The organism is Pseudomonas sp. Xaverov 83 (genome assembly GCF_019352905.1).
Taxonomy (GTDB): Bacteria; Pseudomonadota; Gammaproteobacteria; order Pseudomonadales; family Pseudomonadaceae; genus Aquipseudomonas; species Aquipseudomonas yamanorum.
Genome location: NZ_JAAAFU010000097.1, coordinates 48,648 through 61,049 on the forward strand (window position 1 = coordinate 48,648; position 12,402 = coordinate 61,049).

Annotated in this window: 14 protein-coding genes; 7 read left to right on the plus strand and 7 right to left on the minus strand. The window is 58.3% G+C overall.

Going from position 1 to position 12,402, the window contains the following annotated elements; all coding sequences use genetic code 11:
- Positions 1–12: 12 nt before the first annotated feature.
- Entirely contained in the window at positions 13–1,176 is a 1,164-nt protein-coding gene (locus K0H47_RS30360; protein ID WP_219274158.1) for a GGDEF domain-containing protein, read from the minus strand.
- Between the two features lie 70 nt (positions 1,177–1,246).
- Positions 1,247–1,867, minus strand: coding sequence for a LysE family translocator (locus K0H47_RS30365; RefSeq protein ID WP_177026104.1), 621 nt, complete (start codon positions 1,865–1,867; stop codon positions 1,247–1,249).
- Between the two features lie 239 nt (positions 1,868–2,106).
- On the opposite strand from K0H47_RS30365, the gene K0H47_RS30370 reads away from it, so the two are divergent.
- On the plus strand, positions 2,107–2,673 hold the full coding sequence (locus K0H47_RS30370; protein WP_219274160.1) for a hypothetical protein: 567 nt from the start codon (positions 2,107–2,109) through the stop codon (positions 2,671–2,673).
- Positions 2,674–2,849: 176 nt separating this feature from the next.
- Here the strand turns inward: K0H47_RS30370 and K0H47_RS30375 are convergent, their stop codons facing one another.
- Positions 2,850–3,995: a serine hydrolase domain-containing protein gene (locus K0H47_RS30375; RefSeq protein ID WP_219274162.1), complete on the minus strand. Its 1,146-nt coding sequence runs from the start codon at positions 3,993–3,995 to the stop codon at positions 2,850–2,852.
- 71 nt (positions 3,996–4,066) lie between these two features.
- Positions 4,067–5,134 carry a fatty acid desaturase gene (locus K0H47_RS30380; protein WP_219274243.1) on the minus strand — a complete coding sequence of 356 codons (1,068 nt, stop codon included), beginning with the start codon at positions 5,132–5,134 and terminating at the stop codon, positions 4,067–4,069.
- Between the two features lie 316 nt (positions 5,135–5,450).
- Here K0H47_RS30380 and K0H47_RS30385 point away from each other — a divergent pair, with 316 nt between their 5' ends.
- Entirely contained in the window at positions 5,451–6,014 is a 564-nt protein-coding gene (locus K0H47_RS30385; RefSeq protein WP_201141972.1) for a recombinase family protein, read from the plus strand.
- Positions 6,015–6,056: 42 nt separating this feature from the next.
- Here K0H47_RS30385 and K0H47_RS30390 read toward each other — a convergent pair whose 3' ends face one another.
- Positions 6,057–7,115 (minus strand): FAD-binding oxidoreductase, encoded by a 1,059-nt coding sequence (locus tag K0H47_RS30390; protein ID WP_219274164.1) that lies wholly within the window; start codon positions 7,113–7,115, stop codon positions 6,057–6,059.
- A gap of 12 nt (positions 7,116–7,127) precedes the next feature.
- On the minus strand, positions 7,128–7,664 hold the full coding sequence (locus tag K0H47_RS30395) for an AAA family ATPase (protein ID WP_201141968.1): 537 nt from the start codon (positions 7,662–7,664) through the stop codon (positions 7,128–7,130).
- Between the two features lie 121 nt (positions 7,665–7,785).
- Here K0H47_RS30395 and K0H47_RS30400 point away from each other — a divergent pair, with 121 nt between their 5' ends.
- Positions 7,786–8,157 (plus strand): hypothetical protein, encoded by a 372-nt coding sequence (locus K0H47_RS30400; RefSeq protein WP_063029703.1) that lies wholly within the window; start codon positions 7,786–7,788, stop codon positions 8,155–8,157.
- A gap of 45 nt (positions 8,158–8,202) precedes the next feature.
- The gene (locus K0H47_RS30405; protein ID WP_219274165.1) at positions 8,203–9,333 is read left to right on the plus strand and encodes an epoxide hydrolase family protein; all 1,131 of its coding nucleotides are present in this window, start codon (positions 8,203–8,205) and stop codon (positions 9,331–9,333) included.
- Here the strand turns inward: K0H47_RS30405 and argC are convergent.
- Positions 9,317–10,249 (minus strand): N-acetyl-gamma-glutamyl-phosphate reductase, encoded by a 933-nt coding sequence (gene argC, locus K0H47_RS30410; protein WP_219274167.1) that lies wholly within the window; start codon positions 10,247–10,249, stop codon positions 9,317–9,319. The two genes, K0H47_RS30405 and argC, sit on opposite strands and share 17 nt — an antisense overlap.
- A 112-nt stretch (positions 10,250–10,361) precedes the next feature.
- On the opposite strand from argC, the gene K0H47_RS30415 reads away from it, so the two are divergent.
- The 3 genes from K0H47_RS30415 to K0H47_RS30425 all read left to right on the plus strand — a co-directional run bounded on the left by K0H47_RS30415 (position 10,362) and on the right by K0H47_RS30425 (position 12,327).
- On the plus strand, positions 10,362–11,246 hold the full coding sequence (locus tag K0H47_RS30415; protein WP_063029709.1) for a LysR family transcriptional regulator: 885 nt from the start codon (positions 10,362–10,364) through the stop codon (positions 11,244–11,246).
- An 81-nt stretch (positions 11,247–11,327) separates the two neighbouring features.
- Positions 11,328–11,660 carry a DUF2388 domain-containing protein gene (locus K0H47_RS30420; RefSeq protein WP_374106799.1) on the plus strand — a complete coding sequence of 111 codons (333 nt, stop codon included), beginning with the start codon at positions 11,328–11,330 and terminating at the stop codon, positions 11,658–11,660.
- Between the two features lie 40 nt (positions 11,661–11,700).
- Positions 11,701–12,327, plus strand: a complete 627-nt coding sequence (locus K0H47_RS30425; protein WP_219274169.1) for a hypothetical protein — start codon at positions 11,701–11,703, stop codon at positions 12,325–12,327.
- Positions 12,328–12,402 lie beyond the last annotated feature (75 nt).

The window sequence follows — 12,402 nt, forward strand, 5'->3', positions numbered from 1 at the left end:
GCGCCGATTGAGTCAATCAGCGCTCACCGCAGTCCGGTCCACCAGACGAATACGGTTGCGTCCACCGCGCTTGGATTCATAAAGCGCTGCGTCGCCTTGCTCGATCAAGGCGGCAAGGCTCGCGGGCGGCGCGTCGAACAGGCTGGCGCCGATGCTCAATGTCACCGCCTCGGGCGTGGCGAACGCCTGTGAGGCGGTTTGATGAAACTCTTCACGCAGGGCGCTGCCCAGCTCGACAATGCGCGCGTTCGAGGTGTTGTTGAGCAGGATCACGAATTCATCACCGCCCAACCGCGCCGCCAGCGAATCATCGGGCAACTGCGCGCGGATCATCTCGCTCAGCGCCACCAGCAGCCGGTCGCCTGCGGTATGGCCGTACAGGTCGTTGATCAGCTTGAAATTGTCGATGTCGATCAACAGCAGGGCACCTGGCCGGGCCTGCGAGACCTTGCTCAGCAGGCTTGGTGCTCGCACTTCAAGGGCGCGGCGGTTGTACAACGCCGTCAACGGATCGCGGGCGGCCAATCGTGCAATCTGTTCCTCACGGCGATAGCGCTCGGTGCCGGTCATCGACAACGCAATCAGCATGATCGCCATGGCGCCTTCCACCAGCGACACCTGAATAATCTCGCCACGAAACGCCGTCAGGTCGATCAGCGTACCCGGCACGATCGCCACCAGCGACTTGGCCAGATAAAACAGCCCGTGGGCCAGCAGCACATAACGCAGCTGCACCGCGCCCACGCTGAGTGACCGGCCATGGGGCCGCAGCAGGAAACTGGCCCGCAGGGTCGGCAGGGCAACCAGCAGCGAGTTGGCCAGCAGCATGGCCTTGGACCACGACTGTCCTTCCGGCAACAGCAGCATGGCAAACCAGCCCACGAAGATCAGGTACCAGGCGCGAGACAGGCGCACCTGAGTAAAACGCGCAACGCCCAACAGGAACAGCCAATGCGCGGTGATCAGCAGCCCGTTGGCGAACCAGATGCCGATCAACAGCAGGCCGCTGGCCCGCAGCAGCGCCAGGGTGCTGCCCACGCTGATGATGGCGAAACCGGCGGTCCAGTACAGCAGTGATGGTTCGCGAACGTTGCGCCACTCGACCGCCAGGTACAGCGCGGCGGCGCCTGCCAGGGCAATGGTGAGGACCAGTATGGTGATGGGGTCGAGCGCCATGGGCGAACTGGCCTGCCTGAGTTGCGGTGAGACGGCGATTGTAAGCGTTTTGGCCAGTTTTTCGCAGTGCTCAGGCCTTGCGCGCCATCAGCAATACCGTCGCGGCGGCCGACAACAACCCCGCACAGCACCGGTTGAAAATCCGCTTGCCCCGAGGCTGCGCGAACCAGCGGCGCATATGCAAACCCATGTAGGCGTAGGCGCTGATGGCGACCCATTCCAGGGCCAGGAACATCGCCCCCAGCAGGGCGAATTGCGGTGTGATCGGCTGTGCCGGGTCGACGAATTGCGGCAGGAAGGCGGTAAAAATCAGGATCGCCTTGGGATTGCCGGCGGCCACCAGGAACTCCTGTCTTGCCAATGCCCACAAACCTGCCTTGGGCGCTGTCGACTCAGCCTCCGCCTGCGGATTGGCCCGCCACAGTTGATACGCCAGATAAAACAGATACGCCGCCCCCAGGATCTTGATCCCGTAAAACAACAACTCGGAGGTTTGCAACACCACCGCCAGCCCGGCGGACGCGAGGGCGATCATCCCGGCAAAGGCCAACAAGCGCCCGACGCCCGCCAGGCACGAAGTACGGTAGCCGTAGCGGGTGGAGTTGCTTACGGACAGCAGGTTGTTCGGGCCGGGCGCCATGTTCAGGGCGAAGCAGGCCGGGAGGAAGAGGGTGAGGGTGGCGAGGTCCATGAGGGCTCCGGCGGGCGTTGGCAGGTAAGGCCACGAGGATAAGGGATGTGAGGCGGTTGAACAATTTGCGCTGATGGGTAGAACCGATGGTGCTCTGGGCATGTCTGTGAGTCGTGGGTAAATAGATCGGTCACCATGACGCTCATTCGTTAATATGCCCGGCATGCCAATCGGGTAAAGGAAGTTGGCGTGAAGCACGAAGCGCTTTTCCCGGGAATTAAAAATAGAGTAGGCAGGGAATGGAATATCCTTCATTTGAAAACAAATCAAAGAAAAGAACCTTGTTGTTGGTGGTGTGTCTGGTATTTGGAGCATGGATTGCTTATATGCTCTGGGCCGGTCGCATTGTAATGCGAACGGTTTTAATGCCATCGATTCCCGAGTGGACGACCTATATAGTCATTGGTTGTCTGGTTGGACTCTTTTTTGCTGCAAGGGCCACCTACTATCGTCCGGCTGTAAGAAACCCGAACCGTGTTGGAGAATCTTTTTTTGGTGGTTTTTGCCTGGGTCTGATTTTGTCCTTGCACAGTTATGACGTCGTTACGTACCTGTTGCCCGGCGACATTGTTCAGTATGCGTCACCTTACGAGCTGGTTGCTCCGGGGCCCTACGTTGGAAAGTTCAGTCGTTGTGAGGCGGGTCTGCGGATTAAGGATTTAAAGACTGAACGCTGGGTTGAGCTTTGTACCACTCAGTCGGAATTCAACGATCAAAGAAAGAAAGGCATGAATGCAGTGTGGGTGACTGCTCATTCAAACAAGATAGGTTCTTATATCGAGGCGTATGAATTTATTTATAAATAAATCATGTCGTCGTTGTACCAGCCTTCGTTCATAAGCCAATGACTCATTGTTGGCCGGGAGGGGAAGGTTTCGGTTTGCCATCAGCAACTTGTGTTTTGCCACAAACTTGCTGCGTTGCATTCGGCAGTATTGCGCCCCCTTGAAAGCCTCAGATGAACAGATCCGCCCCTTGCCTCTCAAAGCGCCGCATAGACAAGGGATGAAAGTCGGCGTGGGCGTGGATCAATCATCGAATGGCTGCCCGAAGTCGTGGTGACAAAACCGAAGCTCACTTGTTTTTCGGGATCAGCGAAACTGATCGGGCCACCAAGCCCGATATGGCCAAAGGTGTTTGGGCCCATCGCATGGGAAGCCGTCGGGTCGCGTTGCTGCTCGAGCATGCAACCCAATCCATAACGCATGGGGCGCATCCATACCCGATCCATGCCATGACTGTGCTCTCGAGTGAACTCACGAAGCAGTTCGGGACCGATAAAGTTTCCCGACATCAATGCACTGTAGAAACCGGCCAGGCCGTGAGCTGAACCGTGTCCACACACGGCGGGTTGCCGGTAGGCCCACCAGCGCGGGTCACTGGTTCGTCTGGGCACCATTCCGGGGTTGGTGAAGGCGAGTGTCGCGATATGCGACGGCTCGTTTTTCACCACGGTTCGCAATGCCTGCGAGTAAGGATCACCGACCCGTCCCGTGGCACTGTCGAAACGCGCGATACGATGAAAGTGTTCTTCGTCCACGCCAAGGTGCACGTCCAACTCATGGGGATCCAGAATCTCTTCGTGGATAAACACACAGGGATCGCGTCCGTCCACCCGACGAATCAATTCACCGAGAATCCAGCCAAACGTGGTGGTGCCGTACCCCAGGTCTGTTCCCGCTTCCCACCAAAGCGGCTCGGCCTCCAGCACCCGCAGCATATGTTCCCAGTCATACATCATGGGGTTATGGTCGGGTGCTCGCAGCGCCGGCAGGCCTGCGGTGTGGTTCATCACCTGGCGCAAGGTGACCCGTGCTTTCCCGCCCTGGGCGAATTCAGGCCAGTAACGGGCCACGGGCGCATCCAGCTCCAACTTGCCGTTCTCGACCAACATCAGGACGGCCACCGCGACGTAGGGTTTTATAACGCAAAAGGTATTGGCCAGCGTATCGCGGGTCCAGGGCTTCGTGCCTGCCAGATCCGCCATGCCCGCCCAGAGGTCGACAACGGTCTCTGCGCCTACCTGCACGCATAGGCCGGCCCCACGTTCCTGCGGATCATCAAACATGTCCTCGAAGGCCTGCTTGACCGCTTCAAACTGCTTCGCACACATCCCTTGCGCTTTCATACCTCAACGTCCTCGTATTTAAAGTGTGGCCCTTGATACTTGCCGAACACCGATAATGGTTGTCGGGGAATTCACCCACGAGACCGAGTTTGGGAGTGCTCCACGGAGAAGCGGTTCGCTCGCTTGTAGGTGCCGAAGTCATTGAACCTGACACCGGCCTGGGCCATGACTTTATGAGCATAAGGTGCCGTCATCTGACGCAGATAAAACGGGTCTCTCACCACGAAGTGATGGATGCTGTGGGTGCTGCCAAAGTTGAAACAGAACAACTGGAAGGGCCACAGCCACCAAGGGTTCATCACCTGGGTTTGTTGTAATGCGTTACGCGGGGCAACATCGCCGTAATAGTGCATGTTTGAACTTATAAAAAATAGGCAGAACTGCCGTATCATATTGGGCGCTATAAGAATAACTACTGCGCTATTAACGATATCCATTAATTCCAGCGTCGTGGCAGAGCTATGAACCTCCATCCCAATCATTGACCCTGACCAGACATACAGGTGGTAGCCGAGGAACACATACCAGCACCCCCAATACAGAAGCCCGAATGGTGTATTGAGCCGAATAATCTTGCCTAACAATTTTACCTTTTGCCGCCATCCCGGGGCAAAAATCGCATTTAGAAAACCAAATACAAATCCGTCCACCAGTTTCAATAATCGCAGTATTCCCCAAGGGCTGCCGCTCGTGGTGATCCAGGCTTCAACATCAGAATCAGTTCCGGACTCCTTATGGTGATGAAAGTGCAGAGTACGTCTTAGCCACGGGCTGGGCATACCCGGGCGTGCCAGCCAGCAGAAGAGCATCATGGCATTATGGGCCAGCGGTTGTTTTCTAAAATAAAGGCGATGAATCAGGTCGTGTTCGATTTCATGAATGAACGAAGTCAGCAGCGCATTGACCAGAATACACATCCATGCGGGGATAAAACCCTTTATATAGAGCCCTCCCGTAATGACCATCCCTATCAGGGAGAACGCCATGACACCCGCGCCCAGCGCATTCTGGTGCTGCAGGATCGGATAACGCTTTCGCAGGTAGTTTCCATGGTCCGTAATGCTCCGAGTTGCCTTATCAATCTTTTCCTGATCGGTAGTTGGGTGATCAATTTCGATGGCGTTTTCCAAGACCTTCATCCATTCATCCTCTGATTGCATGGGAAATTACCAGCCGCGTCAAGCCGGTCAAGTCAATTGTTTGAGCTATAAAACAGTAGTTATTCATATTCGCCTGCTTGAATTACTTGCGTCATCCAAGAAATATGAAATCGACTTTTTTGCGAAAAGCTTGTTAGAATTCCAAGCTTCAAAATGATAAGGCAAGTTCAACTCTTTGCAACTGTGTATTTTGGGTGGGGTCAGTGTTACAAGTATCGGTGTAAGGGTTTGATAATTTAGTTACAGTTTGTACAAGTATAAAAAGACTCTGTACAAGTATTGCCAAGGAGGCACCATGAGATTGCATCGCATCAAATATTTTCGGCGTTCTCTACAAGCGTCCGAGGGCGCTATAGAGACAATAACGAGCGATGATGTATTTGATGCCGTGTTTTGCGATGAGCCGGCAGACAATGCCGCGAATCCCGCGGGCCAGGAAAGGCTACTTCGCTACCTGCAGTGTGGAGATACCGTGGTAGTGGACAGCATGGCCTCGCTCACCTCCAGTACGGAGCAGCTGTGCACACTCATTCGCCGGCTGATTGAAAAGCAGGTCACGCTGGAGTGCTTGAACGAAAACCTGATTTTCCGGCATGACTGCCTTGAAGTTGTGGAGTCCATCATTGCGGTGATGGAGCTGATTGCAGAATTCGAGCGCGCGGCGATGAGGGAAAAACAGGCGGCAGGCATTGCTACTGCAAAGGTCCGGGGGATGTACAAGGGCCGCAAGAAGAAACTGTCTGACAATCAGGTTGTAAATCTAATTGACCGGGCCGGTGCTGGAGAAAGTAAATCTAAATTGGCACGTGATTTTGAGATCAGTCGGCAGACGCTTTATCGGTACCTGAGATCTAGATAGGGCATCTTCAGGTAGCGCGCGGGAACGGGTGCCAACAAGCCCCTACCGTTGAAAAAACCTGTCAGGACGACATGGCCCGAAAGCGGCGCAGGTCTTGCCATCAGTGATTTCTTCACTGGCAAGACGGCCCACTATTGCGGCCAGCGCAACCCCAGGGTGCATCACACATACGTACACGTCCTTGACGTTGGGTAGATAACCAATGATGGGGATGCTGTCTGCGGGGATGGGCCTGAGTCCGATACACGCCAACTGCGGCTCAATCGAATCAACGCCATGGAACTCGTGCCGAATGGCGTTGGCCGTGCGTAGCGCGATCGCCATCGGCTGGTTTTCCACGGCATCGCCCAGGTAATCCTCTGCCGCCAGCAACGTACCGTCGGCCGCTTGCCTGACTTCCATTTCCGGGCTGGAGATAAGTGTCTGCACCAGGTTGGATTGCGCGGTGTAGCGGATGAAAATGGAGGGCGACGCGTGTATGGGAAGGGGCGCCCCAAGCATGTCTGCCAGCGTTGAGATGCCCGTCCCGGCGGCCATTACCACAACGTCGGCATCGATGATGCCCTTGGCGGTTTCGACGCCCGTCACCCGGCCATTCGCGGTTTTGAAGCCGAGAACCCGGGTCTGTGTGAGTACCTTCGCCCCTAGCGTCTGGGCGCCAGCGACCAACGTATGGGTGGCGTGCACCGCATCCAGGGCGCCTTCTTCGGCGACATACAGGGCATGTTCGGGAGGGTTTCTCAGGTTGGGCTCAAGGTCGAGAATCTGCGAGCGCGACAACCGGTGCGCCGAAGGTTGCTGCAACGCCCTTGAGTTCGCGCCGTAAGACAGGGCGCCTGTCCAACGAATGTTCAGGCCCGGCAGTTGGGTTTCAAGACGGTGATAGTCGTTGACGGCCTCACCACGCAAGGCGGCGATCGGGTCCGGCCCTCGGTGTGAAGTGGTGATCCAGGCAAATGAAGTGGCCGTCACGCCGGAGGCGACTTCTGCAGCCTCGACCAAGGTCACGCTCGCACCTTTGACGGCAAGGTGATACGCCAGGGAAGCGCCGACGATGCCTGCGCCAATGACCACGACGCGCTTTTCTCCTTGCTCTTTCATATCCTGCTCCATCTATTCAAAGCAGCCTGCAGAGGCTGCGGGCAAACCGTCGAGGAATTCGGCGATCTGCTGGCCACCGCGCAAGTGCACCACGGGCACCAACGGACCTGCTGCCAGGCGCACCGCCTCGATACTGGGCCGGTAGCTGCGATCAAACGTCCACACGTACTTCAGGAACGTCAGGAACTCCCGGTCGAGTTTCTCGGTACAGCCTGCGGGAATGTCCGGGCGCGGGCGGTTCAGCACACTGCGCAGGATCACCCGGCCGAAGCAGGTGAGCCGTGGCGTGTCGAGCCAGATGATCAGGTCGGCCCGGGGCAGGCGCAGGTCGAACGTGCGTCGAGCGTAGTTGCCCTCGCAGACCCATCCATCGGGTGCGACTGCGTTGCGAACCCGCGTTCGGAACTGCTCGGCATCGGGCTCGACCCAGCCGGGCGACCAGAACAAGGTGTCGAGGTGCACCACGGGCAGGCTCAGACGTTCGCCGAGGGCCCGGGCGAGGGTGGATTTTCCGCTGCCGGCATTGCCGAGAATCACGATGCGTTGCATGAGGGGCGTCCTGTCGCGGAAAAGCCCGCAATTGTGCAGGTTTTGCATGACCGGTTAAAGCCATATGCGGTAGGTTGACCACCCAGGGAACGGACCCTGTCGACCAAGGAAGCGCCTTCATATGCCAACCGCCTTTTCCCAAATCAGCGAACGCCTGAACAATCGCCGATTTGTCGTAGCGGGCAACACCCATGGACTGTCCGGTACAGGCACCGTGTTTGATTACCATGTTGACGCCAATGCCATCTGGGGAACTTACCAGGGTGGCCGGATTCGTATGGGTAATCAGGTCGGGCGCGCCACAGGGCCCGATACAATTGAGCTGCTTTATCAGTGCCTGACCACAGAGGGCGAGATTCTGGCCGGTTGGTCGCGGGGCACGGTAAGCGTTGATCACACCGGGCGGACCACCCTGGCCTTCGTATGGGGTTGGTTGTCAGGCGCGACGGGCGGCGGGGAGTCCAGCTATGTCGAGCTAGTCCCGGAGTCGTGATGGAGTGCGCTGGCAGCGTCCATGGAAACTCACCAGGAGCCCCCCATGATCTTGCCCTACACCATCAACATCCCCGACGAACGTCTTGCCGCCATCCGCGACAAAGTCGCCGCCTACGATTGGACCCAACTTCCCGATCTGGGCGGGTGGAAGTCGGGTGTAGGCGTCAGCGACCTCAAGCGCCTGACCCGTTACTGGCTTGAGTCCTACGACTGGCGCCAGGTCGAAAAACATCTGAATCAACTACCCAACTTCATCACCGAAATTGAGGGCGAGCATCTGCATTTCCTCCATGTGCGGGGGGACGGTTCCAAGCCGCCGGTTCTGTTGCTCCACGGCTGGCCAGGTTCGTACCTGGAGTTCGAGGCGTTGCTTGAGCCGCTGGCGGCTGACGGACACGATATGATCGTGCCGTCGCTTCCGGGGTTTGCGTTTTCCAAGCCGATCACCGGCGTAATGGGGCCGCGCCGGGCTGCCGAACTGATGCACGGGCTGATGGTTCGTTTGTTCGGGCCATCCCGCTTCATCGTTCAGGGCGGAGACTGGGGTTCAGGCATCGCGGGCTGGATGGCCCATGATCGGCCTGAGGCGTTATTGGGAATTCACCTGAATATGGCCGACCTGCTGGCCAAGGGCACCGTTGCAACCACGGCTGAGGAGGAGGCTTTCGTCGCCCGGCGTAAAGTGCTGATCGACTGGGAAACCGGCTACAACCACCAGCAGGAAACCCGTCCGCAAACCCTGGGCGTCGCGCTGGCTGATAGCCCGGTGGGCGCCGCGGGCTGGATTCTCGAAAAAATCGGTACATGGGCCGATCTGCCCAGGACCGCTGATGGCAGTCCGGACCTCTGGCACACCTTTACCGAAGAGCATCTGCTCACCAACATCATGCTGTATCTCGCGCCGTCTTCCATGGTCACCGCGACCTGGATGTACCACGGCAAACGCCTGGAGGGCTCATCGAGATTCCCGGCTGGCACCCGCATCCAGGTGCCGACCGGATTTGCCGCCTTTCGTGACCCGGTGTTCGTGCCGCCGCCACGCTCATTTGCCGAAAAGACCTTCAACATCGTGCACTGGAGCGAGATGCCCGCCGGCGGTCACTTTGCGGCCTGGGAGCAGCCGGCGTTGATGCTGGCGGACTTGAGAGCCTTCATTGCTAAGGTCTGTGCTTGATCATCAAGTCCAGGTTTTGCACGGCAGCACCCGCAGCGCCCTTGCCGAGGTTGTCGAACACCGCCGCCAGCAGGACCTGGCCCGTCTCGTAGTTTTCACACACGATCAAACGCACATCGTCCGTGCCGTTCAGCGCTTGAGGATCGAGGTAGGTCAGTTCTTTGGCGGCCTGCATCGACAGCACCTGGACGTGATTCGTATCGCTGTAGTGCTGCGTCAGGCAGGCATGCAAGCGTGTCGCGTCCACGCCCGGGGCCAACAGCCGCAGTTGCAGCGGAATGGTCAGTACGATGCCCTGGCGGAACGCCCCGTAGGCCGGCACAAACATGGGCCTTTCCGTCAGCCCGCTTTGCAACTGAATCTCCGGCACATGCTTGTGTGCCAGCCCGAGCCCATACACCAGGAAGGCGGGCGCTTGTGAAGCATCCGCGCCCTCATGTTCCTGCACCCCGGCGCGGCCCTTGCCGGAATAACCCGACACGGCATGAATGGTCGTCGGGTAGTCCTTTGGCAGCAGCCCGGCCTCAAGCAAGGGGCGCAACAGTCCGATCGCTCCGGTGGGGTAGCAACCGGGATTGCTGACCCGCTGCGCCGTGGCAATGCGTTGCGCCTGTTGCGGGCTCATTTCGGCGAAACCGTAGGTCCAGTCAGGGTGAGTACGGTGGGCCGAACTCGCGTCGATCACCCGCACAGCCGGGTTCTGGATGCTGGCGACGGCGTCGCGTGCGGCGTCATCGGGCAAGCAGAGAATCGCGATGTCGCAAGCATTGATCATCTCGGCGCGCTGCTGCGGGTCCTTGCGGTGTTCCGGGCTCAGGGTGATCAGTTGCAGATCGGCGCGGTCGCGCAGGCGCTGATGGATCTGCAACCCGGTGGTGCCTTGGTCGCCGTCGATAAATACAAGAGGATTTGCCATGGGATGCACTCGCAGAGGAAATCAGGTGTTCCAATCTTCGGCGAGCCGCTAGGATAGGAAAAGTTGAATTTCCAAACGATGAAGTTCAGGTTTTCTGAATAAGGATTGACCCATGCGCGAAATCAGCCTGGACCGCCTGCGCACACTCGTGGCGATTGCCGACCTTGGTTCGTTCGCCGAGGCGGCCCGCATGCTGAACCTCGCGCCACCGACGGTCAGCCTGCACATTGCTGATCTTGAGTCGCGAGTGGGCGGCAAGCTGTTGTCGCGTACCCGTGGGCGGGTTCAGCCTTCGGCGATTGGCGAAACCCTGGTGGAGCGTGCACGCCGGTTGTTGGCGGATGCGGAACAGGCGCTTGAAGACGTGGAGCGGCAGGTGCAGGGCCTGGCTGGACGTGTGCGTCTTGGCGCCTCGACCGGGGCCATCGCACAGTTGCTGCCGCAAGCCCTCGAGACGTTGAGCCAACACCATCCTGCCATCGATGTGCAGGTTGCAGTGCTCACCTCGCAGGACACGCTGAAGAAACTTGCCGAAGGCGCACTCGAAATTGGCCTGGTGGCGCTGCCGCAGGCGCCAGTGAAGGGTTTGCGCATCGAGCCCTGGCGGCGGGATCCGGTCATGGCGTTTTTGCCGGCGCGCCGGGAATGCCCGGAAGTGGTGACACCTGCTTGGCTGGCCGCCCAGCCCTTGATTCTGAATGACACCACCACCCGGCTTTCACGCCTGACTTCGGAGTGGTTCGCCAGTGACGGGCATCAGCCCACGCCGCGTATTCAACTCAACTATAACGACGCAATCAAAAGCCTGGTGGCTGCCGGTTATGGCGCTACGTTGTTGCCCCATGAAGCGAGCACGCCTTTGCCTGACAGCCGGATCGTGATGCGTCCAATCCAGCCCTTGCTGTGGCGCCAACTGGGGATTGCCCACCGCGCCGGGGACATCGAGCGGCCAACGCAACATGTGCTGGATGTGTTGTGGGGGTTGAGTGCGGGGTAGCGCCTTAAAGTTGTGTGTACCGTGCGGGATGGGTAGCCTTGCGCCCCGATGTAACTAGCCATTTCAAGGAAGGAAGCGCGCGTGAGGATTTTTCGAGGAGTGATCGGGTTGGCGGGATTAGGCCTGTTGCTCGGTTGCAGCGTTGCCGAGGCTAAAGACGGTGTCTCCTTTGGCGACGATCCGCTTGGGTGGTCATGCCTGAAGTTCTCCACCTTCACCTTGCTGACTTCGGAACTGACCACCCGTCCCGGCAGCTTTCTTTCAGCCAAGAATGACGCGTTGGCGTTTGTAGGGTCCGAGGGCCAGATCCGGGGTGCGTATTTTGAGCAGGCGTTGCGGGATTTTCGCGGTGCTGGCGGTAACCCTGATGTCAGCGATGCGCAGTTTGCCGAGGCGGTGGCGGTGATAGAGTAAACACGTTTCAACCTGAACCTGACCTGCTCATGGAGAGCTTATGCCATTTCGTAACGTCCTCGTTTTTACCCATCTCGCCTTAGCGCTGTTGCTTTCAGGCTGTGCAAACCCTCAGGTTACTGTCGCACCGGCGGCGCCCTTTGATCTTGAACCCCTGGGCCAGCCGCTGGCGCAGACCAGCGTCCGTACTGCGCTGATCGACCAGATCATCGTCAGGGACCCGGTGGTGATCTCATCGCAAAAGCCGGTTCTCGCGGCCTCTGATAACGATGCGCGCATCGCCAAACTACGCAAAGCAGACGGCGGCGCACTGCCTGACGGTTACTGGGCACTCTACAAACAAAACCTTGAAGCGATGCAGTACGACCTCAATCACCAGCATGACGCCGCCCGTGTGCAGTACGAGCAGACGTATCGTGACGAATTGAGCCGAGTCGATGACAGCACGCTGCAAGTCATGGCCACGGCGCCTACGACGCTGAATGAGCAGACGCGGCGTCAGTGGAACGCCCGCATGGCCGATAGACTGTCGCAGTACATAAAGACCAGCGAGCAATTGCTGCGCGCCGCTGCCGATGCGCATATCAATCGCATGGCCTTGATGGACCGACAATACAACGTGTGCGCACGTAACCCGGAGTGCTGGGATGCGCCGGTTAAGAAGTAATGCGCTGTCCTTGACCATGACGCGCTGAATCATACGATTGGGCTATGAGTGCCTTAGTGACTCAGGAATTTACAC